21 protein-coding genes, 1 pseudogene and 1 riboswitch are annotated in these 26,491 nt (G+C 44.3%); of the genes and pseudogenes, 1 reads left to right on the top strand and 21 read right to left on the bottom strand.

All coding sequences use genetic code 11. The annotated features are described in order from the left end of the window. From DXB15_RS13255 to DXB15_RS17765, 7 genes and pseudogenes are all read right to left on the bottom strand, one after another. Positions 1 to 350: pseudogene (locus DXB15_RS13255) on the bottom strand (hypothetical protein); the annotation flags it as partial. A gap of 288 nt (positions 351 to 638) precedes the next feature. Beyond that, positions 639 to 1,226 carry an iron-containing alcohol dehydrogenase gene (locus DXB15_RS13250; RefSeq protein WP_118703221.1) on the bottom strand — a complete coding sequence of 196 codons (588 nt, stop codon included), beginning with the start codon at positions 1,224 to 1,226 and terminating at the stop codon, positions 639 to 641. A gap of 232 nt (positions 1,227 to 1,458) precedes the next feature. Continuing rightward, a complete protein-coding gene (locus tag DXB15_RS13245) occupies positions 1,459 to 2,517 on the bottom strand; it encodes an NAD(P)-dependent oxidoreductase (RefSeq protein ID WP_118703220.1) in 1,059 nt (352 codons plus the stop codon). A 164-nt stretch (positions 2,518 to 2,681) separates the two neighbouring features. After that, a complete protein-coding gene (locus tag DXB15_RS13240; RefSeq protein ID WP_109216594.1) occupies positions 2,682 to 3,326 on the bottom strand; it encodes a class II aldolase/adducin family protein in 645 nt (214 codons plus the stop codon). A gap of 115 nt (positions 3,327 to 3,441) precedes the next feature. Next, the gene (locus DXB15_RS13235; RefSeq protein WP_118703219.1) at positions 3,442 to 4,587 is read right to left on the bottom strand and encodes an iron-containing alcohol dehydrogenase family protein; all 1,146 of its coding nucleotides are present in this window, start codon (positions 4,585 to 4,587) and stop codon (positions 3,442 to 3,444) included. 205 nt (positions 4,588 to 4,792) lie between these two features. Then, positions 4,793 to 6,766: an oxidoreductase gene (locus tag DXB15_RS13230; protein WP_118703218.1), complete on the bottom strand. Its 1,974-nt coding sequence runs from the start codon at positions 6,764 to 6,766 to the stop codon at positions 4,793 to 4,795. A 3-nt stretch (positions 6,767 to 6,769) separates the two neighbouring features. Further along, complete coding sequence (locus DXB15_RS17765) at positions 6,770 to 7,837, bottom strand: zinc-binding dehydrogenase (RefSeq protein WP_242979910.1); 1,068 nt, start codon at positions 7,835 to 7,837, stop codon at positions 6,770 to 6,772. Positions 7,838 to 8,196: 359 nt separating this feature from the next. On the opposite strand from DXB15_RS17765, the gene DXB15_RS13220 reads away from it, so the two are divergent. Then, positions 8,197 to 9,747 (top strand): xylulokinase, encoded by a 1,551-nt coding sequence (locus DXB15_RS13220; RefSeq protein WP_118703217.1) that lies wholly within the window; start codon positions 8,197 to 8,199, stop codon positions 9,745 to 9,747. Positions 9,748 to 9,916: 169 nt separating this feature from the next. On the opposite strand, the gene DXB15_RS13215 is transcribed toward DXB15_RS13220, so the two are convergent. The 14 genes from DXB15_RS13215 to DXB15_RS13150 all read right to left on the bottom strand — a co-directional run bounded on the left by DXB15_RS13215 (position 9,917) and on the right by DXB15_RS13150 (position 26,018). After that, entirely contained in the window at positions 9,917 to 10,714 is a 798-nt protein-coding gene (locus tag DXB15_RS13215) for a DAPG hydrolase family protein (protein ID WP_109216213.1), read from the bottom strand. 51 nt (positions 10,715 to 10,765) lie between these two features. Then, positions 10,766 to 12,706 (bottom strand): BglG family transcription antiterminator, encoded by a 1,941-nt coding sequence (locus tag DXB15_RS13210; protein ID WP_118703216.1) that lies wholly within the window; start codon positions 12,704 to 12,706, stop codon positions 10,766 to 10,768. A gap of 35 nt (positions 12,707 to 12,741) precedes the next feature. Next, positions 12,742 to 13,902, bottom strand: a complete 1,161-nt coding sequence (locus tag DXB15_RS13205) for an iron-containing alcohol dehydrogenase (RefSeq protein WP_118703215.1) — start codon at positions 13,900 to 13,902, stop codon at positions 12,742 to 12,744. Between the two features lie 111 nt (positions 13,903 to 14,013). Then, complete coding sequence (locus tag DXB15_RS13200; RefSeq protein ID WP_109216210.1) at positions 14,014 to 15,195, bottom strand: thiolase family protein; 1,182 nt, start codon at positions 15,193 to 15,195, stop codon at positions 14,014 to 14,016. Between the two features lie 11 nt (positions 15,196 to 15,206). Then, on the bottom strand, positions 15,207 to 16,148 hold the full coding sequence (locus DXB15_RS13195; RefSeq protein WP_109216209.1) for a 3-hydroxyacyl-CoA dehydrogenase family protein: 942 nt from the start codon (positions 16,146 to 16,148) through the stop codon (positions 15,207 to 15,209). 215 nt (positions 16,149 to 16,363) lie between these two features. Next, complete coding sequence (locus DXB15_RS13190; protein WP_109216208.1) at positions 16,364 to 17,281, bottom strand: cyclase family protein; 918 nt, start codon at positions 17,279 to 17,281, stop codon at positions 16,364 to 16,366. A gap of 214 nt (positions 17,282 to 17,495) precedes the next feature. Then, a complete protein-coding gene (locus DXB15_RS13185; protein ID WP_109216207.1) occupies positions 17,496 to 18,254 on the bottom strand; it encodes a class I SAM-dependent methyltransferase in 759 nt (252 codons plus the stop codon). Positions 18,255 to 18,348: 94 nt separating this feature from the next. Next, complete coding sequence (locus DXB15_RS13180) at positions 18,349 to 19,122, bottom strand: class I SAM-dependent methyltransferase (RefSeq protein WP_199670986.1); 774 nt, start codon at positions 19,120 to 19,122, stop codon at positions 18,349 to 18,351. A gap of 151 nt (positions 19,123 to 19,273) precedes the next feature. Continuing rightward, entirely contained in the window at positions 19,274 to 20,038 is a 765-nt protein-coding gene (locus tag DXB15_RS13175; protein WP_118703214.1) for an ABC transporter ATP-binding protein, read from the bottom strand. 21 nt (positions 20,039 to 20,059) lie between these two features. Beyond that, a complete protein-coding gene (locus tag DXB15_RS13170) occupies positions 20,060 to 20,857 on the bottom strand; it encodes an ABC transporter ATP-binding protein (RefSeq protein ID WP_118703213.1) in 798 nt (265 codons plus the stop codon). A gap of 11 nt (positions 20,858 to 20,868) precedes the next feature. Next, positions 20,869 to 21,669: a nickel transporter permease gene (gene nikC / locus DXB15_RS13165; RefSeq protein ID WP_109216203.1), complete on the bottom strand. Its 801-nt coding sequence runs from the start codon at positions 21,667 to 21,669 to the stop codon at positions 20,869 to 20,871. 19 nt (positions 21,670 to 21,688) lie between these two features. Next, positions 21,689 to 22,630 carry a nickel ABC transporter permease gene (nikB, locus tag DXB15_RS13160; protein ID WP_118703212.1) on the bottom strand — a complete coding sequence of 314 codons (942 nt, stop codon included), beginning with the start codon at positions 22,628 to 22,630 and terminating at the stop codon, positions 21,689 to 21,691. Positions 22,631 to 22,762: 132 nt separating this feature from the next. Further along, positions 22,763 to 24,343, bottom strand: a complete 1,581-nt coding sequence (locus DXB15_RS13155) for an ABC transporter substrate-binding protein (protein WP_118703211.1) — start codon at positions 24,341 to 24,343, stop codon at positions 22,763 to 22,765. Positions 24,344 to 24,605: 262 nt separating this feature from the next. Then, positions 24,606 to 26,018, bottom strand: a complete 1,413-nt coding sequence (locus tag DXB15_RS13150; protein ID WP_177957404.1) for an alanine/glycine:cation symporter family protein — start codon at positions 26,016 to 26,018, stop codon at positions 24,606 to 24,608. 76 nt (positions 26,019 to 26,094) lie between these two features. Beyond that, positions 26,095 to 26,238, bottom strand: a riboswitch (glycine riboswitch). Positions 26,239 to 26,491 lie beyond the last annotated feature (253 nt).

Here is a 26,491-nt window from a genome sequence, read left to right as displayed (position 1 = left end):
AGTACTGCGTCCGGTTTGGATGCTAACTGGCTCTGTAAGTCTGTTACGATCTTGTCTGCTGTGAACTGGTTATCTGCCACATCTACTTTTGCTCCTGCAACTGCTGCTGCTTTCTCATCTGCATGTACGATGATGTCAAGCGGATATGCGCCTGTTCCCCAGATGTTTGCTGCGATGGTATATCCATCTTTGCTGCCCTCTGATTTTGCTGAGCTGTTTGACTCTGATGCTGCTGAGCTGTCGCCTCCTGCTGCTGCTCCATTATCATTGGATGATGCGTTTCCACATCCGGCAACCATAGCTGCTACCATTGCCCCAACAAGTAATAAACTAATCGCCTTCTTCTTCATTTTTTCCTCTTCCTTTCTTTTTGTTTGGAAATTTTGTGGACCTTTGTCCTGATGTCTATATATAATGCAATTTGTGTGCCAATTCTATTTTCTCTTTTTTGGCTATTTTTTACACGTTTTTTGCATTTTCGGCTTTGCTTTTACCTGATTGTTGTTGCGCTCGGACAACTGCTGTTTCCACGATGCAACTTGTCTGTTTATATTTCCCCATAAACAACAAAAGACACCGGACAATTATTTATCCAGTGCCGTCTGCTAAAATGATATTTCTTCAATTCAAAATCCTCCTTAGCCTTTCGCTAATTCATAAATTGCCTGTATATCACTTTCTGTTGGAACCTCCACCACATCTGTCTGGGCAATTCGAAGTGCCACTCTGCGACTGTCAAAATTACGCAATCCGTATTCCCGAAGTGTTACTGACAGTCCACACTGACTGATAAAATCCTGAAAGCGGGCAATTCCTTCCTGTGCTACCGTACTCTGTGAAATATCCCGGTTGGTCACATTCCACACCTGTTCTGCCCAGATCACAACTGCATCCAGATCTGTCCGAAGTAAATATTTGCACCACGCCAGCATCGTAACTGCCAGAGCTGCATTTTTCGGCACATGATATTCGTTGATCAATGCCTCCGATAATAATTCACAGTCTGACCACTCATGTTTCTCCTTTTCCATGAGTACATGCGGTACAAAATCCGCATCTTTTTTGTCCCTCTGCAACACAAATAAAATTTCTGCAACAATCGAACGCATTGTTTCACTGTCTTTTCTCCTGTTTTCCATACTCTGCCCCGGCTGGAAAAAATCAGAAAAAGCCTGCTCAAACGCCTGTAATGACTGTCCCAGTCGTTCATTTGCAATGCCATTCATAGTAAAATTCCTCCCTGCTATACATTTTTATTTACTATTTTAACATGCAAATCTCATGCCATTTTAGTACGTTAAAGTACAAAAAAAAGAGGAGAACGCATGTCACGTTCTCCCCCCCCCCTGGGCTTTTATGTACGCTCAGAATCTTTTAAACGATGAATTCTGAGATAGATTTTCATTCAAGAACGCCTCGTTTTTGAAAAATTCCGAGCGTACATTTTTTATTTCTGTTTTATTTTTTTACTTTCCAGATATGTTTTGCCGGCTCACCTTTTAAGTATGCCATGATGTTCTCAGACATAATTCTTCCGGACCAGTTGTCTACATCTGTTGTTAATCCTGCATAATGAGGTGTGCATGTTACATTTCTCATTTTCAGCAACGGATGATTTGCCGGAACCGGCTCCTGCCAATATACATCAACAGCTGCGCCGCCGATTGTTTTGTTCTCAAGAGCTTCTACGAAGTCTTTCTGATCAATAACTGCTGCTCTGGCTGTATTGATCACATAAGCAGTCGGTTTCATCTTGGAGAACCAGTCCTTATTTACAATTGCTTTTGTGGACGGAAGTACCGGAAGGTGGATACTTACGATATCACTCTGGGAAAGCATTGTATCAAGATCTACATACTCAGCGCCTGTAGCTTCTACTGCCTCTTTTGGCATATATGGATCATATGCAAGAATTTCCATACCAAAAGCCATTGCACGTTTTGCAACTTCACGACCGATAGCACCATAACCTGCGATACCAAGTTTTTTACCATATAACTCAAATCCGATACCGTAATCTGTGTAAGGATGATTCTCGTCAAGCGGTCCCCATGTAACGTTTTTTTCTTCCGGAACATTGTAGATATCATCTACCGGTGCACCAAGATGCTCACCTTTCTGCAGACCTACGCAGCTTAATGCAAGGTTACGTGTAGAAGCGATCATCAGACCGATACAGAACTCTGCTACTGCTACCGCATTTCTACCCGGTGTGTATGCAAGATCCAGACCAGCTTTTACGATGGCATCATGATCTACAGTAACCGGTGTTCCTTTTGCAACACCGATGAATTTCATGCCTGCGTCAACCCATGCATTGATGGTATCTGTACCTGCATATTCATCACCAAGAACGATGAGCTCGTTGCCCATGCACTCTTCTTTTGTCATTTCTTCTGTCACATTTCCTTTTCCGTGTTTTAACTCACCACAGATTGTAATATCACAATATTCTTTGATTGCCTCCAGTTCTTTCTCAGGAATCGGAGTACATAAAGCCATTTTTTTCTTTGCCATGTCGTTTTTCTCCCAAAATCAATCAATTATTTTCATTGTTTTTATTGTCAGGAAAATGTGCTTCATGACTTTTTATCATCAAAAATTCATCAGGCACATTTTTCCTGTTTGCGCCACGTTAAAGAATACTTTCCTCTCGTGCGTGTGTGCATATATGGCGATATTTATACTGCCTGATCAGCTGCGATTAATGCTTTCATAGCTTTGTCAGCTTCTTCCGGCATTGGCTCATATGTTCCAAGTACTTTTGCAAGATATGTTGTCTGAGCCATTTCCTCTGTGTAGATTGTTGCATGCATAGCTGCTTTCATATCTTTACCACATGTGAACATACCATGGTTTTTGATCAGACAAGCACGGCCTTTCTCGCCCAAAGCATCTACTACTTTATCAGCTACATCGTTAGAACCAGGCATTGTGAAGGATACGATTCCAACCGGTGTGAACTCGCACTGTGGCGGTGTGATCGGTTTTAATTCCGGATTCTCACCCATAGCCATGATGGTTGCATACATACTGTGTGTATGAACAGTAGCTTTTACATCTGGTCTGGCACGCATAACTGCTGTATGCATCGGAACCTCTGATGACGGTTTGTATGGTCCATCGATCCATTTTCCGTTTAAGTCAACGATTGCGATATCTTCCGGTTTCATTCCTGTATAAGAAATTCCACTTGGTGTGATTGCGATTACATCATCCTCGTCATCTCTCATAGCGATGTTTCCGGATGTACCATGGATCAGTCCCTGATCTACTGCCTCTAAAATTGCCTCTAAAACTGTTTTTCTGATTTTTTCGTATTTCATTTTGAATACCTTCCTTTCAATTTGAGATGTTTAATATGAAATGGTTGCCCCATTTTGTTAGCTGTTTTCTTATGCGCTTTCACGCAAATTTTAATACTGTTCAAGAATGCATTTCTTAGTATGCTTTCTCTAAGATTGCCAGAACGTCTTCTTTTGTAATACCCTGACGTGGGTTGAAGTTCAGTACCGGCTCTTTTAATACGTCATCAGCAAGCATGTCGAAATCTTCTTTCTTGATACCCTGCTCGGACAGACGTTTGATGCCAAGTTCTTTTGTCAGTGCTTCCAGCTCTTTTGCAAGTGCATACTGATCTTCTTCGATGTTGCCTGTCAGCGGAAGATTGATTGCTTTTGCAAGATCTACCATTTTCTCCGGGCAGCTCGGTGCATTGTATGCGATAACATACGGAAGTACGGTTGCGTTTGCCATACCATGTGCAAGGTGGAAATGTGCACTCAGTGTATGAGCGATTCCGTGTACCAGACCAAGGTTTGCATTGGAGAAGCCAAAACCTGTGATGATACATCCAAGCATCATGTTCTCTCTTGCTTCCATATCGTTTCCGTCTGCAACTGCCTTCGGCAGGTTCTCACGGAAGATCTGTAAACCTTTGATGGAGTTGTACTCTGTCAGCGGAGTTGCCATATTGGAAATGTAGCTCTCTACTGCATGCGTGATGGCATCCATACCAGTTGCTGCTGTAACAGATTTCGGCATTGTTCTTGTGAACTCCGGATCTGCGATAACATGGCTTGGAACCAATTTGTTATCGATGACAACGTATTTGCATACTGCAACAGTATCTGTCAATGCGGTAACGTTTGTGATCTCACTGGATGTTCCTGCTGTAGTCGGGATTGCGATCAGCGGGTGAACTTTATTTTTTACCAGTCCGATTCCGCCATACTGACCGATCGGTCCCGGGTTTGTCATTAATACGTTTACTGCTTTTGCAAGGTCGATGCTGCTTCCGCCGCCGACTGCTACAAAACCATCGATTTTTTTCTCCTGAGCGATGGCTGCTGCTTCCTCAACCAGCTCGTTGGATGGGTTTGGTAAAACTTTATCAAAAATTGTGATTTCTACATCTGCTTTCTCTACCTGAGCAACTACTTTCTCAGCGATTCCGGCTACTTTTACGCCTTCATCGTAGATGATCATCACATTCTTTACACCTTCGCCGGCAAGAATGTTTGGCAGTTCCTGAACTGCATCTTTTCCAAATGTCAGATCGTTATGTACAAAAAAATTATATGCCATTGGATTGTCCTCCTTTATATTTCAAGTTGAACGCATGTGAGACTTGGTGCGTGATTCTGGCCAGTGTAAGCTGACATATTCTTCTCAGAATCACTGCACATTCTCGCGGAGCGTTTATCTCAGTCGGAGATTAATCTTAGACTGAGATGAATTTGTTTATTATTACCTGAATGTTTTATATCCCCCATGAGGGGATATTCATTTCTTATACGTTTCTTGCTGCCCAGTATGCTGCATTCATTGCCTGATAGATCTGTGCCACATTGTTGCAGTCACCTATGATGTAGGATTCGTCAACCAGATCACAGAACTCGTCAACAGTTGCATACGGTGCGCGGAAACCAACTGCACAGACAACACTGTCTGCTTCTACCAGAAATTCGCCATCTGCATTCTCACAGACAACACCTTCCGGACGGATCTCTTTTACTTTTGTATCTGTATAGAGAGCAGCGCTTTCTTTTACATGTGGCATTAATCCACCACGGTAGAAAGAGTTTACTTCCTCTGCTACTTCATGTTTCATCTCAATGATGGAACATTTTTTTCCTTCATGCGCGAAGGAAACGGCTGCTTCTGCTCCTACCAGTCCACCACCGATGATCGCTACGCGCTCACCAAGTTTATCAGGATGAAGCTCTGCATCGATCGCCATGATCACATTTGGCAGATCCATTCCTTTGATCGGTGGAACCAGTTCGTTGGAACCGATCGCAACAAACAGCGCATCCGGATCAAACTCACGGATATAATCTGCTGTTACTTCTGTATTCAGTACAACATTCACACCGGAAGCTTCCACACGCCGGATCAGTACGTTACATAATTTCAGGATATCTTCTTTGAAATACGGTGCTCCTGCCGGATACAGGTTGCCGCCAAGCCTGTCAGCTTTCTCTACCAGAGTCACTTCATGTCCTCTGGCTGCTGCGGTAATCGCTGCCTCCATACCTGCCGGACCACCACCGGCTACCAGCACACGTTTCTTTTCTTCCGGTGCTTTCTCCGGATCTGTCTTGCAGAATAACTGCTGTCCCTGTGTCGGGTTTACCGTACATTTTACGGTCTCGCTCTTTCCTGTCTCACCAAAACACTCATAACATCTCAGACAAGGGTTGATGTCATTGGCTCTGCCTTCCAGAGCTTTCTTTGGCAGGTACGGATCTGCTATCAGACCACGCGCGATCTCTACCAGATCTGCCTGACCGCTGGCGATGATCTCTTCCATCTGTGCCGGATCATTTAAGGAACCTACACAAGCTACCGGTTTGCTGACATGCTTTTTGATCTCTGCTGCCAGGTAAACGTTTACGCCACGCGGGAAGAAGGAAGATGGATGTGTTCTGCAGAACATTGCCGGATCTTCGTGATTTCCACAGGAAATATTAAACAGGTCTACTTTATCTTCAATTAATTTTGCAACTTCAATGCAATCCTGCTGGTTCAGACCATTATCTGCCATATCATCACCGGATAAACGACATTCGATCGGGAATCTCGGTCCAACAGCTTCACGGACGGCATCTAATACCATCATCAGGAATCGTGCTCTGTTTTCCAGAGAACCACCAAACTCGTCTTTTCTCTGGTTGATGACAGGGGAAAGGAACTGTGAAAACAGCCAGCCATGGGCTGCATGTACCATTACCATGTCATAGCCACAGTCTTTGCAAAGTTTTGCTGCTTTTTTATAAGAATCAACAATCTCATAGATCAGTGATTTCGGCATTTCTTTTACCGGTCCTGCCGGCATCATCATATCACTCGGTCCGTATGCGATCTCACAACATCCGATGTCTCCGCCGACACTTGCCAGTCCTCCGTACATTCCGCCGTGGGAAAGCTGGATATTGGCATATCCGCCTGCGTTATGGATTGCTGCGGTGCTTTCTTTCATCATCTGTTTTACACCAAAGGAATCCAACTGTAGTTGTTTATTGTGAGATTTACCTGTCCTGGAGTGTGGGATCGCCTCTCCATAGGTAACAACCGCTGCACCACCCAGTGCTTTTTCCTCCAGATATGCGTTCATTTCGGGAGTGAAATGACCATCGGTTGTGATCATGCTCGGGCTTGTCGGTGCTGCGATGATTCTGTTTTTTAAACGAAGGTTACCAATACGGATCGGAGCGAAAAGATGTGGGTATAACTGCTTGCCGCAATACTTTTCTCTGCTCATTTTTTATGCCTCCTCATCCGGGTTCATTCCGTTCGGGAATAATACAACTTTGATTGCCTCTGTACGTGTCAGCTCAATACCTTTTGTAATATCTTCCAGCGGTAATCTGTGTGTAACGAATTTGGATGCATCAAATTCCGGTGAGATTGCAAGCTCAAATGCTTTTTTGGACTGCATGTAAGAAGCACCGAAATGTCCTTTGATCCAGATATTGTTGTAATGAATCAGGTTTGTATCAAGCTCTGTCATAGCTCCTTTCGGAACGCCACCGAAGAATACTACCAGACCACCTTTTTTCACCATCTCAAGTGCCGGCTGCTGTGTTGCTGTGGATGGGTTAGCAGAAATAACTTTGTCTGCGCCTTTTCCGTTTGTCAGTTCTTTAACTGCTGCTACCGGATCCTGATCTTTACTGTTGATAATGTAATCAGCGCCAAACTGTTTTACCTGATCCAGACGCATCTGGTTGATGTCGATCATGATAACTGTTTTAGCACCACGTAATTTTGCAAGTTTTGTCATGAAGCATCCGATCGGACCTGCACCGATGATAACAACTACATCATTGTAACCAACACCGATGTTGTCTTCGCATGCATATACAGATGTCAGCGGCTCACCAAGGCTTGCTGCCTCATATTTGATTCCTTCCGGAATACGGTAGATTCCGCCGTATTTGATCTTCTCTCCACCTACTGCAATGTACTGTGCGAATCCGCCTGTTCCTGCAAGTTTTGCTACATGCTCGTTCTCGCAGTTCTCGCTGTGACCGCTGATGCAGTTATCACATTCCATACAGTAAGTTCCCGGGAATAAGTATAAACGATCGCCTACTTTATATTTTGTTGTCTCCGGTCCAACCTCGTCTACAACACCTACGATCTCATGTCCGTAAATAAAAGGATAATTTCCTTTTCTGGAATCTGAAGTAAGGTTTCTGATATCAGATCCACATAAACCAACTGCCATGATCTTTAAAATAAGACCGTCCTGAGGACAAACCGGTTTTTCTGTATCTTCATATCTGATATCATTTGGTCCATACATTACTGCTGCCTTCATTGTTGCCATAACAATTATCTCCTTCCATTTTTCAACTTGTTTTTCGCCTTTGTGCTTTGTTCTGGCTCTAGTATATGAAATCTGGCAAAAAGCGGCAAACACGATATTGCCGTTAGATAACGGAAATATATAAATTGCAACTTTTTGTGCCGTTTGCTACAGTGGTTATAACATCAGAGTGTCAAGAGGAACTACTACTGACTATGAAGACTTGAACTTTTTCAATATGAGATACTCCCCCCCTTTTGACACTCAGATTACCCTATAGAAATGATCCTGTTTAAAAAACTTTCCTATAAGGTTTACATCATATAAATAATACGTATTAAAGGTATTTACTAAGGTTCATATTTAAGGAGGATTCTGATATGGCAGAAAACTATTTACTTGGTATGGATATGGGAACCACAAATATTAAGGCGAACATTATGGATACCAAAGGAAATGTCATTGCAACAGCTTCCCGTCCAAGCCACCTGATCTTTCCGGCAGCAAACCAGATCGAACAGGATGCAAATGAATGGTGGGACAATGCAAAAGCTGTTTTTAAAGAAATAACAACAACCGCTGGCAAAGAGATCGTGGAAAATATCCGCGGTATCAGCATCAGCTCTCACGTAATTTCCTTACTTCCTATAGATAAAAAAGGAAATCCGGTAAGAAACGCTATGATCTGGATGGATACCCGTTCCGATGAAGAATTAAACTACATTACAGATACCCTTGGTTTTGACCATTTCGTATCCATCGTTGGCGGACAGCCAAGTACTGCATTCTTACCGGGAAAACTGCTCTGGTTCAAAAAACACGAACCGGAAGCATTTGCAAAAACAGAAAAATTGTTACAGGCAAACGGTTTTATCAACTATAAGCTGACCGGTGAGATGACCATCGACCTTGACTGCGCTTCCAGATGTCAGTGTCTGGATATCAATTCTTTAACATGGTCTGATGAGATCGCCAAAGTACTGGATGTCAATTTTAATGCATTACTTCCACAGCCGTCCAAGATCACAGATATCATCGGTACAGTTACCGAAGAAGCTGCTGCTGAAACCGGACTGGTAAGCGGTATTCCTGTAGTTGCAGGATGCAGCGACGCAATGGCTTCCATGTATGCAACCGGACTGAGCCAGCTTGGTGAAGCAGGTGAGTCCTCCGGAACAACTTCTCTCGTATTTGTCGGATCTCCGGTTCAGAGCCGTTCCGATGTTCCGGTTGTCACAAAACCATGTGCCATTGACGGCATGCCATATATTTTTGACGGACCGATCAACGCTTCCGGCGCTTCCATCAAATGGTATCTGGATACCTTCGGACAGGCTGATAAAGAAGAAGCGGAAGAACTTGGCATTAACGTGTATGAATATCTGAACCGTAAAGCATTAGAAGTAGCTCCGGGTTCCGATGGATTACTCTTTTTCCCATATATGCTCGGTGAACGTGCACCACTCTGGAATTCCTATTCAAGAGGTATGTTCATCGGAATGTCTCTGAACACAGAGCGCAAACATTTCGTCCGTTCCGTATTTGAGGGAACTGCATTTGCACTCAGACATGTTATGGAGACCATCAAAGAAGCCGGCGGACAGGCGGAATGCTTACGCATCACAGGCGGCGGTTCCAAAAGCCGTACCTGGTCACAGATCAAAGCATCTATGCTTCATATGCCGATCTATATTCTGGATGAGCGCTCCGGCGATGTGCCATTCGGTGATGTCCTGATCGCAGGTACTGCCGTTGGTGTATTCTCCGATCTGACTCAGACGATCAAGGAACTGATTCCGGTCAAAGAAGTTATCGAACCAGTTCCGGAATGGGAAGCAGTTTATGACAAACTCTACCCGTATTACTTAGATATGTATCAGCATCTGGATGCGGATTTACGCAGTTTCCGTACCACTGTTGATAACATATAGATCAAGGCAGGAATTTCAGGCAGCCTCAAGCCGAAATAATCCTGCTCTATAACTCCTATACCCTCCTCATGTATAGTAACGTTATAAAAAAGCAACAGAAAAAGAACCGTGTGGCAACCCTCCGCACGGTTCTTTTTTCAGCATAATTTCATAAACTTTATTTTATCTGTTATTTATTACGGAACTCTGTATACAGGATTGGCATAAGATCTCTCAGATTGTTCATCTCTTTGCTGTTGTGCTCTAGCAGTCCCATAAGCAGATCTTTCTCCGGCATTGGACGCTCACCCATTACATTGACCAGTTTTCCGCCCATTGCCTGAAAACCGATCCAGAAATGACTTCGCATAATGATTCCATCCGGCGCATCATAAACAAAATGCATTACGACTGCCGGAACCGGGTGTTCTTCCAGATCTGTGCTGAACAGTTTCTGCCTTGCACTGGCACCGTCCACCATAAGGATACCTGCCTCTTTGCAGATCTCCTCGTCCAGACCGATGGCTTCCGGGTGATCTGCCAGCGGATCTGTCAGTGTCAGATCTAACATATAATCTCCGATATTTTCAGTACTCCACATGAAATCACTGCAATGATGGGAATCCGGACACCAGCATTTATAACGCATTTCGCTTTCCTCCGGAATCTCATTCCACCAGTATAACCAGTGTCTGTACATCTCCACTGTGACTCCCGGCATATCATGACGGTTCGTGACATAAGCACCACCGCCCGGCAGATAACACCATCCACATTCTTCTTCCGGAAGGATATGTACTGTTTTTTCACGGATATTATCCGGTGTCATCGCATATTTCGGATCCATCGGCTCACCGCTTGCCAGTACTTTTTTCGTTCTGTCACTGATATCCGGCTGTGGTTTGTAAAACAGTTTCGCATATGGTCTCTGTTTTTCTTCTTCTGTCAGATCACGCGGTTTCATTGCTTTAATATATTTTGCATCCATAATTGCCCCTCTCCTTTTTACTTAATCCTTTTCGTTTACACAGTTCCCAATTCATTTTTTATCCATATTTTCCAGAGATTCCTTTTCGATCACCGAATCCAGTAATTGTATATTTCCTGCCAGTTCAAATGCCAGATGATAGAACCATCCAAGCTGCGTCCGATCCTCCGGGCGAAGCGCCATAAACATAATTGCACGGATATTACGGGCATGTTTCCAGGAAATCGCACGCTCCAGTTTTACCAGACTGACTACTGTATCTGTAATATAGGCATCTTCCTGATACATAAACACAAATCCATTTGGTAAAATCGCCAGATAGTCATTTTCCAGATCAACTGCCACTTTTTCTACCATGTATTTTTTTACATAAAAACGATCCTGAATGGCAGCGATAACGCTGGACAGGCTATCCTTATTTTTCATTTTATAAATCATATCCGGTCGGATATAATCCTGAATCGCACGTTTTTTCTCCGGATATAACAATTTGCATTTGATATCTGTCAGACAGTGCTCCAGCCGCGCTTGATCCTCCTCATCCAACAGCGGGGATACCGTCAGCATCGGCGCATGAAACAGACGCCGGAAGTCCTTCATCCGAACTGTCGTGATGATCAGCATAGGCTTATCCTGATTTGCCCTTTCCTTGCCGTGAACCGGATACGGTCCGTACAGATCTAAAATGTCACCGTAAAATTTCTGCAGCTGTTCCATCAGAAAGTGTGTAACGCTTCCATTGAAATGGCTGATCACTACGGTGGACAGCCCTTTGCCGCGGATCTTCTGATACAGTGTACGCTGTGCGGAAATCAGAAACGGAAGCAGATAATCTTCCTCATCTTTTCCTAAAAGCACCTCACACTCCTGTCCCAGACAGTTCTTTAAGAAGTGGCAGATATCCCCCAACAGGGGATAACGGTTCCGCAGTTCATCGCCAAAGACATGATGCTGAATCTGCGGCGCGATAATACCGTTTTTCAAGGTCTGTACATGCACACACAGATCGGCAAACAACCGGTCGTCTGTGGTAAAATCCAATCCATACACCGCTTTTACCTGTTGCAGCATCTCTCTAACGATCTTATGACAGACCGGGCTCGTGTATCCAAGCACCGCTGCCTTGGTCATATTTCGTGTATTTAAAATCTGAATCTGATAAAAAATATCCGAAAGCCACAGATATTCGTTCTGCTGCAGTTCAATCTGCCACAGTTCCTTTAACGCATCCAGCACGTAGCGGACGACTGCCGCAATCCCCTGAGACTCGCCTTTTTTCTCAAATGCTTCAATCGTATTGCCGCCATTTACCCGAAACTGCATGACCGCAATTGCCAGAACCATATAAATCAGTCCGAAATCATCCAGATCGGTCTGACAGCGGTAAAGTTCATCCTTGAACACATCCTGAATTTCTTCCAGACGTTCTCTGCCAAATTCATCCTGCTTTAACACGATTCCGTCTCTGGAATCATAATCCCAGTTTTCCGCATACAGACGGATCAGAAGTGCCCGCCGCTTGATTTCATCCTTCTCAAACTTGATATAATTTCCCTGACGCTGGATCTGCAGATACGGATAACGCACAGATACGCGCTGCCGCATGGCGCGGATATCGCTCTCTAAAGTTGTCCGGCTGACGAACATTTCATCCTCCAGGTTGCCAAGCTCATACCAGTCATTTTCCCGGATGAGCCGCAGCATCATCGTTCGGATACGGTCTTCCTTCGTCTCATAGTTTGCTTTTTCCGAAAAAAGCTGCAGATATACCTCACGGTTGTTAACAGATATCGTGTAGCCTTTTCCATACTGGGGAAGAATCTGTATTTCATACTGTTTTAATTTGCTGTTGATCTCGCGGATATCGTTTCGGACGGTTCGTTCCGACACGCCAAGCTTTGCTGCCAGCTCTTTGCCTGTCTCTACATTGTGTCTTGCGTTTAAAATCGATAACAACTTCTTCTGTCTGGCATTTAATGTCAAATCTGTCATTTTATGCACCTCTCATCTTTCGTTCTGTCGATATCTTATAAACACAATTCAATCAGATTTTTCACGTCCTGTCTATAGAGTTTTTGAAATCCGCCGCCAATAAACTGCGTTTCACCCTGCAGTACTTTGTCTGTTACCCGGTCGGTATCCACATTAATAAATCCAGCTTCCTTCAGCGTTGTTGCCAGTCCGCAGCTACTGATAAAACGGTAAAAGCGCTTCACACCGTCCCAGAGCAGCGCCTCATCATCCCCGCCTTCGGCGTGCCATACATGGGAAAAGAATTTTTTCATAAATTCCGGTTCCCGCGAACTCATCATACAGCACCACGCCGGCATCAGGATTGCAAGTGCCTCTCCGTGGGACAGTCCAAACAGTTCCGTAAAAATATGGGAAATCGCATGACAGGCATAATCCCCTTCAAAACCGATCATATTGCTGTGTGCCATGGTCGCTGTCCACATCAGTTCGCTGCGCCCTTCCTTGGAAGCCGGATCTGCCAAAACAACCGGCAGTTCTTCGATCACTGTCTGCATGATGGATTCGCACAGATGATCCCGCAATACCCCTTCCTGTGACCGCACAATATACCGCTCAAATGCATGTGCAAATATATCCAAAGAGCCTGCCGCCGTCTGGCGTGCAGGCACTGTGTAGGTCAATTCAGGATTCATGAGTGCAAATTTCGGGCAAACCTGTGCGTCCGTCAATGCACATTTTCTATTTTGTTCTTCATTCCAGATAACAGAGACTCCGTTTGCTTCGCTGGCAGTTGCCGCCATCGTCAGTACAACGCCGATGGGCAGCACTTCTGTTGCTTTTGCTTTCTGTTCATACAGATCCCAGACATCTCCGGGATAGTAGCTTCCAAGGCTGATTGCCTTTGCTGTATCTATAACACTCCCCCCGCCAACGGCAAGCAACAGGTCTATTTCATTGTTCCGCACCAGGTCTATTCCCTCATCAACCTTTATAAGACGCGGATTTTCGGCAATACCGCCAAAGGGCAGGCTTATCACTCCATACTCCTTTAGTTTTGCGGCAAGCCGGTCATACAGACCATTGTTTCGGATACGTTCGCTTCCGTAAATGATCATCGCACGATGTCCGTATTTCTGTGACAAAGCTCCGATTTTTTCTTCTGCATCCGCTCCGAAAATGATCTGCGTTGGAAAAGAAAATTCAAAATCTTTCACGCAATCCTCCATTGCTCTTTTATGTAATTTCGGAATCTTTTAAACGATGAATTCCGAGAGTACATTTTTTCTAAGTCATTGAATTTACAGGAATAATTTTAATATTATCTACTATTCACACATTTCAATGACAACGGTTGTTCCCATTCCACCGCCGGCGCAAAGTGTTGCAACACCGTAACGCTGTTTGCGGCGTTTCAGCTCGTACATCAGTGTGATGACGATTCTGGAACCGGTTGCTCCTACCGGATGTCCAAGAGAAATTCCACCACCGTTTACATTCAGTTTCTCATCCGGAACACCGAGTTCTTTCTGGCAGGCCAGACACTGAGAAGAAAATGCCTCATTGATCTCAAACAGATCGATATCATCTACGGTCAGACCAGCTTTCTCCAGTGCTTTCTTTGTGGAGCTGATCGGTCCGATTCCCATTAATTCAGGCTCTACACCTGTTGTAGCTACGCTGACAACCTTTGCCATGATCGGGCAGCCAAGTTCTTTTGCTTTTTCTTCAGACATCAGGATGACACCGGAAGAAGCATCATTCATACCGGAAGCATTTCCTGCTGTTACTTTTCCGCCTTCTTTAAATGCAGGTTTCAGTTTCTGAAGTCCCTCTAACGTGGCGTTACGTTTCGGATACTCATCTACGGTATAAACAGTCTCGCTCTTTCTGGATTTTACAGTAACCGGAATGATTTCTTCCTCAAAACGTCCTGCATCGATGGCTGCTACTGCACGCTGCTGAGAACGGAGAGAATATGCATCCATCTGCTCTCTTGTGATGTCGTATTTGTCAGCTACGTTCTCTGCTGTGATACCCATAGCCGGTCCAACACCCAGATTTGTCAGGGAATCCCACATGGAATCACGCATCTCCATATGACCGTATTTCTGTCCGTAACGGGCATTGAATACCATATGTGGTGCGGTACTCATGCTGTCAGAACCTCCTGCCATGATACACTCTGCTTCTCCGGCACGGATCTGATAAAATCCCATCTGGATGGCAGACATGGATGAGGTACAGTTTCTATGGATGGTAATACCCGGTACAGTTACAGGCAGACCTGCTTTTACTGCTGCTACACGGGCAAGGTTATTTTCTTTGTAAGTTCTCTGGTAGTTGCATCCCCAGATGACATCGTCAATGATCACCGGATCAATGCCTGCTCTTTTTATCAGATTCTGCATAACCGGAATGGTTAATTCTACCGGTGCAAGTGTCTTAAACTGACCACCGATGGTACCGATCGGGGTACGGCATCCTGCTACGATTACTACGTCTCTCATTTAACTTCCTCCTATAAACGGCCAAGAACGCGGGCAACTTTGATCAGTCCCTCTGTCAGTTCTTTGTTTGCTTTTTCTACATCTTCTTTGGACCATGTTTCAAGTCCCTGTCCGGTCTTGAAGCCAAGGTTGCCTTTTGCAATATTGTCTGTCAGAAGTTTGGACGGCTCTGTACTGTTGCACAGATGCGGGAACAGATAGCTGTGGATGTTGTAAGTCAGATCCAGTCCACCCATATCCATAACTTCTACCGGTGCGCAGATGCCAAGACGCATACCGAAGCCATATTTGATTGCATCATCAACGTCTGCCGGATCAGCAATATCCTGCTCAATGATATTTAATGCTTCTCTGAATAATGCATGCTGCATACGGTTTGCAAGGAATCCCGGAACATCTTTCTTTACGATAACCGGACGTTTTCCTGCTTCTTTTAACAGATCGTAAGTAGCCTGTACCGTCTCATCAGATACATATTTTGTCTTGATAACCTCTACTAACGGAACAAGGTAAGCCGGATTCCAGTAGTGAGTACCAATGATACGCTCTTTGTGTACGGATTTCTCTGCAATCTCTGTGATACTGATCGCGGATGTATTTGTTGCAAGAATTGTTGAAACCGGGAAAATCGCATCCATTTTTGCAAAATAATCCTGTTTGATCTCCAGTTTCTCAATAATTCCCTCGAATACGATATCTGCAAAATCTGCCACTTCTTCGATGGTGTCTACAAAGCTGATTCTTGCAGCTGCATCGTCAGCTTCCTGCTGTGTCATTACATCATTCTCAACTAATACACTCAAGTTGCTTCTTACAACTGCGGCTGCATCACAGCGGATCTTATCATCATATACATAAATTACTTTTACCTGATGTCCCTTTGTTGCGAAAAGTTGGGCAATTCCCAGTCCCATTTTACCTGCACCAAGGACAGCAATATTCTTTTTACTCATAATTTCCCCTTTTTTTGCTTAAAAATGGAGCCGGACATCATATGTGGTGTTCACCGTCCAGAGCCATTATTTAGTTTTTACTGCTCTGAACAGTTACCATATTCTGATGTCTGGCTCCTTATTCATTTATTTACTTGTTCTGTTCAGGAATCTGTAACCCAGCTCTGAACAGTTATGTTTGCGGTATGTTAATCGTTAAATCGTATCCTTAACTCTTAGTATACGCCGTACGGATACTCTTTGTCCGGTACACTTCTGTCGATTCTGTCAGATGGAACAAATGCAACGGCACGAACGATTGTACCATCACCCATGTACCAGCGAAGCGGGAATGCACAGAATAAGAATCTCTGGTTTGTTACTTTATCCAGATCTCCGCCAAGGTTCTCGATACCCATTACATTGTTTGCCATTAAGATATCATGACATGGCTCCCACTCCGGGAAATCGTCTTTTGCCGGATGTCCGAACTGTTCTTCGTATTCTTCACAGATACGCGGAACGTATGGACCAGGGCCGTGATCTGCTGCATATGTATAAAGGATGTGGTCGATTGCCTGCATATCGAAGCCAACACCTCTTACGTGATGCTCAACGAACCATTTTGCACCATCAATAGAAAGTCCCGGGCTGTATGCGAAATAATCATCATTCTCACCCCAACGTCTGTGTGTACCTGTATTTAACAGAACCCAGTCACCTTCTTTGATTCCGCCAGGAACTTTTTTCGCAGCGTTCTCAATATCTTCTACCGTGATCAGCTCCCATTTTCCTTTCGGGATATCAAGACAAACAGCTTCACCAAAGTAGTTCTGGATCGGGAGTTCATGTGTATATGGGCTCTCCGGAATAACATGAGCCGGTGAATCTGCATGTGTAGAGTTGTGCATATGGAATGAGTTGAAAGTCTGAAGCAGTCTGTAATGCATCGGCATATGCTGTACTCTGTCGATATGGAAGTCTCCGTTGGATGGCCAAAGTGGATTTCCTCTACCAAATGGGTTGGACAGATCGATCAGCTCGAAAGAGCCATCTTTGAACATATCAAAGATATTTCCGTCGTAAGGTTTTTTCCAGTCATTTGTGTGCGCGTAGTTTTCTTCACGTGTGTGTCTTACAGCGATTTCTGACATTATAATTTCTCCTTTTCTTATATAAATAATTTTTTATTATTGTTTTTGGTTACGCTTTTATATAGTGCAAAAACCGTGCCAATTTTGTTTTTACAAAAATGCACGGTTTTTCGGGGTTTTTTGTTGTTGCAAAACTGATACTGTTTCAGATTCACAACGCTTCGCTTTTTTTTGTTGCAGAATGGAAAAATTTTGAACCTTTTTATCTATCGTATTATCGCATCGCCGCGATACGAAACATCGGTGTCGATGCAAAATTTACTTTTTCGTCTTCCGTCCAGAGATGCTTCCAGATGTCGGTATCAATATCTATGTCTGAAAAACCGATGTGCTGTAAGACTTCTCTGTCCCATTCCGGGCGAAGCTTGCGGCTCAATGGAACGTTTTTCGCAATTTCTTCCATGGCATCAATATCGGTATTGATATATTCGTCCCGCACCTGATTTGCTTCTGTGGCTGCACGGTCGGCTTCATAACCTTTTCGCATTTCTTCGTCATACAGATAGCGATACCAGTTCGCGTCAAAGTTCAGCATGATTCCCTCTGGTTTTAATACCCTATACCACTCTGCATAAGCAGTTTCCGGTTCTTCTAATACCCACGTCAGATTTCTGCTGAGTACCAGATCAAAACTTTCGTCCGCAAATTCCAATTTCTGTGCATCCATCAGCTTCCATGTGATCTGCGCTGCCAGTGCTCCGGCATTTGCCTGCGCTTCTGCCAGCATTTCTGCGGTACAGTCTATTGCTGTTACCTGATAGCCCTCCTGCGCCAGCAGGATAGCAAAAAAACCGGGACCGGTTCCGATATCCAGAATCCGGATTTCCGATTTTTCTTTTTTCGGTAATTGTTTTTTTATCTCTGTGATCCAGTCCTGCCACTTATCGCCTGCCAGTTCTTCCCGGTTATATTCGGAATAACCTTCGGCGCGGTTCCCCCAGTAGCTGACGATCTTTTCTCCCAGTTCTTTCATAATAGTACCCCTAAATTCAGTACAATGTTTCTTAAATAAGTGCCGCATATAACTTGTCTGTTTTCTATATGGTACTTATTTAGAAATCGTTGTACTAGTTCTTTGTCGCTGCAATACAGAATAACGGTGTCGGATTATAAAATTCATCTTTTTCGATATAAATCCGTTTGCTGATGCCAAGGTCTAATTTGATCTGTTCAAATCCTGCCTCACCCAATGCGGTAACATCCCATGCCGGGCGCACATGATAGCTGATCTCCAGCTGATCTTTGATTGCCTCGCACTCCTGCATCAGATCTCCGGTAATCTGTTTGTGTGCATGGTTTTCCGGAAGTTTTTCGCCTTTTCCGGTAAAATCTGCTTTTCCGTAATTGCCGTCAAAATTCAAAAGTAATCCACCGGGTTTTAATACACGCTGCCATTCCCGGTATGCTTCCTGCGGATGCGGTAAGGTCCAGGTCAGATTTCTGGAAATAACCATGTCGAAACTTTCATCTGCAAATAATAATTTTTCTGCGTCCATGACACGAAACTGTGCCGGGCTGTGTAATGTCTGTCCGATTTCTTTTGCTTCCTGAATCATGGAAGGAGTCAGATCGATCCCGGTAACACGATGTCCCAGACTGCTGAGCAGAAATGCGAAAAATCCGGTTCCGGTTCCGATATCCAGAATCCGAAGCTGTCCTCCGGCCGGAATATATTTTGCAATTTCCCGCAGCCAGCGATCTGCCATCACACTGTTTAATTCTCTGACGCGCAGTTCTGCAAAGGAATGGCTTCTCTGTGTCCAGTAATTTTTGATTCTCATTTTCGGATCCAGATATACAATCCCCTGTTCTGCGTATTGCTGTTCTGCTGTGTTGCTCATATCCCGTCTCCTTTCATTTTGCCGTTCTCATATTCATTAAGTACATTTTATACAGGAAAAGGGTGGCTTCACAAGCCACCCAGGGGGATATTATTTTCTTCAACTCTGCAACAAAAACCATAATCTGCTTCTTTCACCAAGGCAATTCACATTACTGCCCCAGCATTGCTGCCTCGATCAGCATTTTGGTATAGTCATTTTCCGGCGCATTGATCACGCGCTCAGGTATTCCCTGTTCCACAATATTTCCCTGATACATAACGATAACGCGGTCGCACAAATGCTGCACCAATGCCAGATCATGACTGATGAGAAGAATCGACAGATCCATTTCTTTCTGCAATCGTTTCAATAACTCTATGATCTGCATCTGTACCGTCACATCCAACGCACTGGTTGCCTCATCGCAGATCAGGATTTTCGGATTTACTGCCAAAGCACGGGCAATTGCCGCCCTCTGACACTGACCGCCACTGACCTGATTTGGGTAGCGGTCTGCGATCTCTGTTGGAAGCTCCACCTGCTGCAACAATTGTTCCAGACGATTCTGTGCTTCTTTTTTGCCGATACCATGATTGCGCATGCTTTCCATGATACTGTCCCCTAATTTTTTTCTGGGATCAAAAGAATCCTGCGGCACCTGAAATACCATCTGAATTTCCGTATAAAATTCTTTTAGGGATTTTCCTCTCAGTTTCTGAATGTCGGTTCCGTTTAGGAAAATATCCCCCCCATCCGGTTTTAACAAATGGGTGAGCATTTTTACAGTAGTGCTTTTTCCGCAACCGCTTTCTCCGACGATTCCCAGACATTCTCCACGCTGCAACGTAAAACTGATGCCATTTACCGCTGTGAACAATTTTTTATTTTTGTAAAATTGCTTTGATAAATTATTTACTTCTAATATTGTATCCATAGCTAATATTACGCCCCTAATTTAACTCCGTTTCAAATGCAATACCGAACCGATCAGTTTTTTCGTATATGCATCCTGCGGATGGTTTAACACGTCCTCTTTTGTGCCATATTCCACCAGTTTTCCCTGATGCATGACTGCCACATGGTCTGCCAGATAATTGACCACACCAATGTTGTGTGTCACCAGAACAATGGAAGTTCCGTACATGTCACGTAATTTTTTCATTTCCCGCAAAACCTGAAGCTGTACCGTCACATCCAGCGCGCTGGTTGGCTCATCTGCCAGCAGCAAACGCGGACGAAGCACCATGGCAAGCACGATTCCCACACGCTGATTCATTCCCCCGGAAAATTCAAAGGGATAACTTTTTAAAATCTGCTCTCCGTTGGTAAATCGCAGCTGTTCAAATAATTCCAGCGCCCGGTCACGAATCTCTCCTTTTGAGATGGATTCATGTTCCAATACTGCCTCATAAAGCTGCTCCTCTATCGTTCGGATCGGACAGAGGGATGCTCCTGCATTCTGAAAGATCATGCCAATTTCCGCTCCGCGCAAACGGCGCATTTCTTCCCCGTGAATCTGCGTCATATCAATTGTCGCATTCGTTCCCTGATAGAGAATCTGCCCCTGTGTAACCATTCCGCCTTCTCCAAGCAAACCCATAGCTGCCCGAATCAGAGTGCTTTTTCCACTTCCGGATTCTCCGACAATGCCAAGGATTTCTCCCGGTTTCATTGACAGCGAAACATTTTCTATTACCTGTTTTTTCCCATAATGAATATCGACATTACGATACTCCAATATATTACTCATCATATCATTTGTCCCTAAATCATATCCCGCACGGTATCACCAAGCAAATTAAATATCGCAACCGTCACAAACATTGCAATTCCCGGCGCGATCACGATCCACGGGCAGGTCTGCAGCATACTCCTCCCATTGCTCATCATAGAACCCCATTCTGCCATCGGCGGCGTTGCGCCAAGTCCCAGAAATGATAACCCTGCCAGCTCCATGATCATAGTTCCGATATCCAGCATGGCAGTCACGATCATGGTTCCTGCAATATTAGGAAAAATGTGTCTGAGGAGAATCTGCATTCCATTACACCCCGACAGTTTTGCTGCCGCAATATACGGCATTTCTTTTACCGTCAGCGTCTGGCTGCGGGCAAGCCGGGCAAATTTCGTCCAGGAAATGCAGGCAAGGGCGATCACCGCACTTTTTAAACCACCACTTAAGACACCTGCCACCGCAATGGCAAATACCATGCCCGGAAATGCCAGAAACAAGTCTGAGATCCGCATGATCAGATCATCGATTTTTCCGCCAAAATACCCGCCAATCATTCCAAGGATCGTGCCTGTAACAGAAATGATCAACACCAGTGCCAATGCGGAAAATACTGTTGTCTGTGCGCCTAAAATCACCCGGGAAAGCATATCCCTTCCATAGCGGTCAGTTCCAAACAAATGCTGTGCCGATGGTTTTGCCAGCGCATTTGCCAGTTCCTGTTCATAGGGATCGTACGGCGTCAGATGCTTCGCAAAAGCCGCGGTAAAAAGCAGGATTCCCACTAAAATTAACAGTATGATAAATTTTATTTTTGTCTTTTTCGTTCGCATGTTATCATCTCCTGTTTTCTCAGGAATTTTCCTGTAACCGGATACGCGGATCCAGATAATGGTAAATGATATCCGTCGCCAGATTTACCATCACATAAATAATCGCCATCCAGACCACATATACCTGTATCACCGGATAATCTCTGGTCAAAATCGCATCCACTGCCATTTTTCCAACACCATCCCACATAAAGATCGACTCTACGATTGCAGTTCCACCAAGTAGCGAACCGATGGACAACGACAGCAATGTTACAATCGTCAGCATGGATGCTTTCAATACACTTCCGACCAGGATTTTTCGTTCTCTGACGCCCCGCGCACGGGCTCCGACCACGTAATCTTTTTTCAGTTCTTCCAGAACCGTTGCCCGAATCTGTCTGGTATATTTTGCAGACATGGCAATTGCCAGCGTCAGTGTCGGCAGAACAATACTTTTCCATCCCTGACCACTTCCCATCACCGGAAACCACCCAAGTTTCAACGAAAACAGATACATCAGCAATAACGCGACAAAAAATCCGGGCATGGAGTTTCCGATAAAACTTAAGATCCGGATAAAATAATCGGTAAATTTATTTTTTCGCACCGCGGAGAGAATTCCCAACGGAATCGACAGCGCAATGGTCATCAAAACAGACGTGATTGTCAGATAAATTGTCATAGGAAGTTTTTCCAGAAACATCTGCAATACCGGCTGCCCGGAGATATAGGATGTTCCCATATCCCCTTTCAGCATATTTCCTACCCAGTTCAGATACTGTACTGGCACAGATTTGTCCAGTCCCAGTTCTTCTCTGGCGGCCGCTTTCTGTTCTTCCGTCCATGCCATTCCCGTATTCTGCTCCATCATGTCAACTGCATCCACGGAAGACGTGTGCATCAGCACAAACGTCAGCAGCGTAATGCCAAACAAAATCGGAATCAGTTGTAATAACCGTTTTATGATATATTTTTTCATACCTGTTCGTATTTTTCCTTACCTATCAGAACCTTTTTCCTGATAAGTTCCTATCATATATAATCTTGTTGCAGATCATCTATGGAGTCGCAAATGATCTCACATCTGATGTTTTCTGCTCTATATTTTCCACTATTCTTTATCCAAATCTGCCGTAATTTCGTAGTAGTCTGACGGATGTGCCACCAGACCGGACACACCTTTTCCTGATACCATAGACATTTTCAAATGAGACGCAAAAACAAATGCATGTTCATCCAGAATTGTCTGTGTCATCTGTGTCGCCAGAGACGCACGTTCCGTCGGATCAAAAGTAACTGCCATCTGTTTTTCCAATGCCTCCAACGCATCACTGTGATATCCGCCACGATTCTTTGTGGAGCTGTCCAGACAATGTGTGGTGAAGAAATACTCCGGATCACCAGTCGGTGCACTGACAAAAGCACCTGCAAAAATATCCCAGTCGCCTTTATCCAGATAATCCTGATAATTAGCCGTACTGTTTACCTGAACATCGATTCCAATATCTTTCATGGTCGCCTGTACCGATTCTGCCAGCAGCGGTAACTCCTGGCGGCTTGGATAAGTCACCCAACGGATCGTCAATTTTTTACCATTTTTATCTACATAGCCGTCCCCGTCGGTATCCGTCCAACCGGCATTTTTCAGTAATTCTTTTGCTTTTGCCGGATCATAGGTTTCCGCGGTTACGGTAGTATCACCAAAGGTAAAACTTTCCGGGAACGGTCCCACTGCCGCAGCTCCGTTTCCATCCAGCAATACGGAAGTAAAGTTTTCCTTGTCAATCGCACTTGCGATCGCTGCCCGGACGTTATCATCCTGAAGTGCTTCTGTCGCATAATTCATCTGCGCAAAAAACGAACGGGATGTCTCACAGGAAGAAATCGTGTATGGTTCGTTTTCAAACAATGGCAGGCTTGCATACGGCAGTCCGTAAGCGGCATCCAGTTCACCGGACTGCATTGCCATAGTCATGGTGTCCCCGTCTGTGATCGTTTTTACATAAATCGTATCCAGATGCGGTGTACCGTTCCAGTAATTTTCATTTTTTACCAGAGTCAGACCTTTGTCGGTTTCCAGTTCCTGCACGATATACGGTCCCGTTCCGGTTACTTTTCCATCGTCTGTAATGCCCGCTTCCATATCAATGATACAGGCATACGGATCAGACAGGTAATTCATTAATGCCGGAACCGGTTCACTGGTTGTGATCGTCAGTGTCTGACCATCTGCATCCATATTGCTGATCTTCAGATCACCTGCTGCACGTTCATGGACTGCCACCAGATCATCCAGACATTCTTTGACTGCCTGCGCATCCATTTTTCGTCCACTGGAAAATGTCACATTGTCCTGCAATGTAATCTTCCATGTGTTGTCGTCTACATTTTCATATGATTTTGCCAGCCATGGCTCTAATTCCATAGAATCGGAATACTTAAATAACGTCTCTCCGATTCCATAACGGATGCATGCCCATCCAGAATATCCTCTGTGTGGGTTCACGTCCGATTCATCGTTTTCTGCATTAAATGTTGTATCTCCGTATGTAAATACTTTCACACTTGTGTTTTCCGCTTTTGCAGAGCCATCTTTCTGCTCGCTGTTTCCTCCACATCCCGTCAGCAAGCCAAGTGCCATAACCATGGTCAGAAGAACTGCACCTATTTTTTTTCCTTTTCTGTTCAACATAATTTTTTCCTTTCATATACATTTTTTCAGACACAACAATTCGATCACTTTTTATCAGAATAACAAAAGAAAAGCAGCTTCACAAGCCACCCAGGGGGTTAAGAAAATGGGAAAAAATTTAAGGTTAACAGAGAATTGAATTAGTCAGAAAACACAGATAAAGAAAATGTGGTATTTTTCCCATGCAGGCGATTGTTAACCGCGAAGGTAAAATACCACATTTTCGTTTCATATACTAAAAATTAATTTTTATATACGCATCTTAAGACGCTTTTCCAATACGTTTCAGATAAAGCTTTGTCTCACTGACAACCACTCCGCTCAGTGCCACCAGTGCGATCAGATTCGGAATCGCCATCAATCCATTAAAGATATCCGCGATGGTCCACACAGCAGAAACTGTCATATACGGTCCGATAAATACTGCCAGAATATATAACCAACGATAACCTTTAACTACTTTCTGATTTCCATTGGATAAATACTCCAGACATTTTTCACTGTAATAATCCCATCCAAGAATCGTCGTAAATGCAAAGAACACCAGGCAGATCATCAAAATAAAGGATGAAAACTGCTCCGGGAACGGTAATGTCGTCTGGAATGCTTTTGTAGTAACTGCCACACCTTCCAGACCGATATTCCATGTACCTGCAATTACGATAGAAAGACCTGTCATTGTACAGATTACGATTGTATCGATAAATGTTCCCAGCATAGAAATCAGGCCCTGCTGTCCCGGAGAATCTGTCAGTGCAGCGGCTGCTGCGATCGGTGCACTACCAAGGCCTGCCTCATTGGAGAAAATACCACGGGCAATACCTTTCTGCATTGCCATCAATACTGCTCCCAATGCTCCACCTGCTGCTGCCCGCAGACCAAACGCACTCTCAATAATTGTCCTGAACGCTCCCGGAATCTCTCCGAGATGTGTCAGAAGAATGATTAATACAACAACTACATATGCAACTGCCATAAACGGCACGACAACCTGTGAAACACTGGAAATACGTTTGATGCCACCGATAACTACCAGTGCGACACAGATAGATAACAATACGCCTGCGATTACAACTGTCCAGGAATAATCCATTCCAAACATATGCACGGTCCATGTTTTATCCGGATCAAAAAATGTCTGTACGGCATTTGTGATACCATTGATCTGTGTAAATGTTCCGATACCAAACAAACCTACACAAACACCGAAAAATGCGAAAATCTTTGCCAGCCATCTCCATTTTGTTCCCATACCTTTTTCAATGTAGTAGAACGGGCCACCCACAATATGACCATCCTCTGCAACGGTACGATATTTCACTGCCAGCAGACATTCCGAATACTTTGTAGCCATACCTACAAAGGCAGCTACCCACATCCAGAACAATGCACCCGGACCTCCGGCTACCAGCGCGGTTGCAACACCAACGATGTTACCTGTACCGATGGTTGCGGACAATGCAGTACACAATGCTGCAAAACTGGATACTTCTCCGCTGTCACCACTTTTTTCATTTACAAAAAGTTCCTTGATTGCACGTGGCAGAAGTCGGATCTGCAGACCTTTGACTCTTATGGTCAGAAAAACACCGACTGCCAGAATGAGGACGATCAGGGGAACGCCCCATACAAAATCGTCGATTGATGTAAGAATTTGATTGAATAATTTTGCCATTTTCTTCTCTCCCTTTTTATATAAAAAATAAGGCTGATAAACAATCAGCCTCTAAAGAGTAGAACATGCATATATTGTGGTATGCTCTGTCCTTTTGCCTGAGAGATAAGCGGTTATAACCTGAAAGGACCAATCCATACGATACGCACAAATCATCCGCTCACTTAACCGCGACACCTTCGGCGCTTCGCATATGCGAAGACTCTCCAGAGTGAACTTGTCTGCGATGCAAAAATATGCATCTGATTTCAACGACCAACGACAAATCCGTAAAAAAGCATATCACAGGTTTTTTCAAGATGCAAGCATTTTTCTTCATACAACGTACATTTGTCTTTCTATGATGGTAAAGCGGACATTCGCAATCCGCTTTCGCTACTTGCTCATGAACGCAGTCGCTTTGCGACCTGTCAGTGGGAGCTTTTAACTCCCACTGACATAAGCATCCCCCTTACCCACCGCTTAGTGCTCTA

Origin of the sequence: Roseburia sp. OM02-15 (genome assembly GCF_003481835.1) — a bacterium.
In the GTDB taxonomy this organism is placed as follows: domain Bacteria; phylum Bacillota; class Clostridia; order Lachnospirales; family Lachnospiraceae; genus Eubacterium_I; species Eubacterium_I ramulus_A.
Note: the sequence above shows the minus strand (reverse complement) of the source record. Positions and strands in the feature narration are given on the sequence as shown.